The sequence below is a fragment of the Streptomyces sp. NPDC001709 genome (genome assembly GCF_053596375.1).
In genome coordinates, this window is record NZ_JBSFGB010000138.1 from 1 (window position 1) to 1,973 (window position 1,973).

The 1,973-nt window shown below is 71.9% G+C and carries 1 protein-coding gene; it reads right to left on the reverse strand.

The annotated features are described in order from the left end of the window. A partial coding sequence (locus tag ACWC0C_RS48280) for a type I polyketide synthase (protein ID WP_450871541.1) occupies positions 1-1,973 on the reverse strand: 1,973 nt, incomplete at both ends.

The window sequence follows — 1,973 nt, forward strand, 5'->3', positions numbered from 1 at the left end:
CGCAGCGCCGCCGCCGTCCGCCCCGACACCGCCACGGGAACCACCGGCATCACAGCCGACTCGCGGCCATCGGCGGACTCCTCCGCCGGAGCCTCTTCAAGGACGATGTGCGCGTTCGTACCGCTGACACCGAACGACGACACACCCGCACGGCGGGGCCGGCCGGAACTGGTCCATTCCTTGGCCTCGGTCAGCAGCTCGACCTCACCGGCCTGCCAGTCGATGTGCGGGGACGGCTCATCCACATGCAGGGTTGGCGGCAGCACCCCGTGCCGCATCGCCATCACCATCTTGATCACACCGGCGACACCTGCGGCGGCCGATGTGTGGCCGATGTTGGACTTGATCGACCCCAGCCACAGCGGGTCCCCGTCGCGCTCCCGGCCGTACGTCGCCAGCAGGGCGTGGGCCTCGATCGGGTCGCCGAGCTTGGTGCCCGTGCCGTGCCCCTCGACGGCGTCCACCTCGGCCGGTGAGAGCTTGGCGTTGGCGAGCGCCTGCCGGATCACCCGCTCCTGCGACGGACCGTTCGGGGCCGTAAGACCATTGCTCGCACCGTCCTGGTTCACCGCACTGCCCCGGACCAGCCCGAGGATCCGCCGCCCGTTGCGCTTGGCGTCCGACAGCCGCTCCAGTACCAGCAGGCCCAGACCGTCGGAGAAACCGGTCCCGTCCGCCGACGCCGCGTACGCCTTGCACCGGCCGTCGGGAGCCAGGCCGCGCTGACGGCTGAAACCGATCAGCAGGTCCGGTGTGGCCATGAGTGAGATGCCGCCGACCAGCGCCATCTCACACTCGCCGGCGCGCAGGGCCTGGGACGCCAGGTGCAGGGCGACCGCGGAGGAGGAGCAGGCCGTGTCCACGGACACCGCGGGCCCTTCGAAGCCGAGTGTGTACGCGATGCGGCCGGAGACCACGCTCATCGTGGTGCCGGTGAGGTGGTATCCCTCGAATTCGGGAACCATCGTGGCGTGGTAGCCGGAGGCGACGGTGCCGCAGAAGACACCGGTGTTGCTGCCCCGCAGCGTCGTCGGGTCGATGCCGGCGTCCTCGAACGCCTCCCACGACGCCTCCAGCAGCAGACGCTGCTGCGGGTCCGTCGCCACCGCCTCACGGGGGCTGATGCCGAAGAAGTCCGCGTCGAACTCGCCGATGCGGTCGACGAAACCGCCGGCCCGCGTGTACACCTTCCCGGGCTGGTCGGGGTCGGGGTCGTAGAGCCGCTCCAGGTCCCAGCCCCGGTCGGCCGGGAAGGGGCCCATGGCGTCCCGGCCGGACGCCACCAGCTCCCACAGTTCCTCAGGCGAGGACACACCACCAGGGAACCGGCAGCTCATGCCGACGATCGCCAAGGGCTCGCCGGTGTCCACGCGCCGCGACCGTGTCGCACGCGGACGACCGACCTCGACGTCCACCGCGATCTGCGACATCAGCAGGCGTGCCACCGCTGCCGGGGTCGGATGGTCGAAGACGAGGGTGGCGGGCAGCCGTACGCCGGTGGCCTGGGTGAGCCGGTTGCGCAGTTCGACGGCGCTCAAGGAGTCGAAGCCGAGGTCCTTGAACGCGCGCTCGGGATCGACGGACGCGGTCGAGGCGTGGCCGAGGACTCCCGCCACCTGGGCCAGCACCGCTTCGAGGGCGACCTGCTCACGGTCCGCCTCGGGCACGCCCGCCAAGCGCTGCGCGAGGGCCCCACCGGCCCCTGTGCGCCGCGCCGGAACGGGTGCCAGCCCGCGGAGTACGGCCGGGATGGTCCCGGCCCGGGCCTGAGCCCGCAGCACCCCGGTGTCCAGCCAGGTCGGCGCCAGCAGCGCCGCCTCCGAAGCGAGAGCCTGGTCGAACAGACCCAGACCCAGCTCGGACGTCAACGGCTTGGCCCCCATCCGCTCCAAACGCGCCAACTCCGCCGAACCCAACTGCCCCGCCATGCCCGCAGTGCCCGACCACAGACCCCACGCCAGCGAGACGGCCGG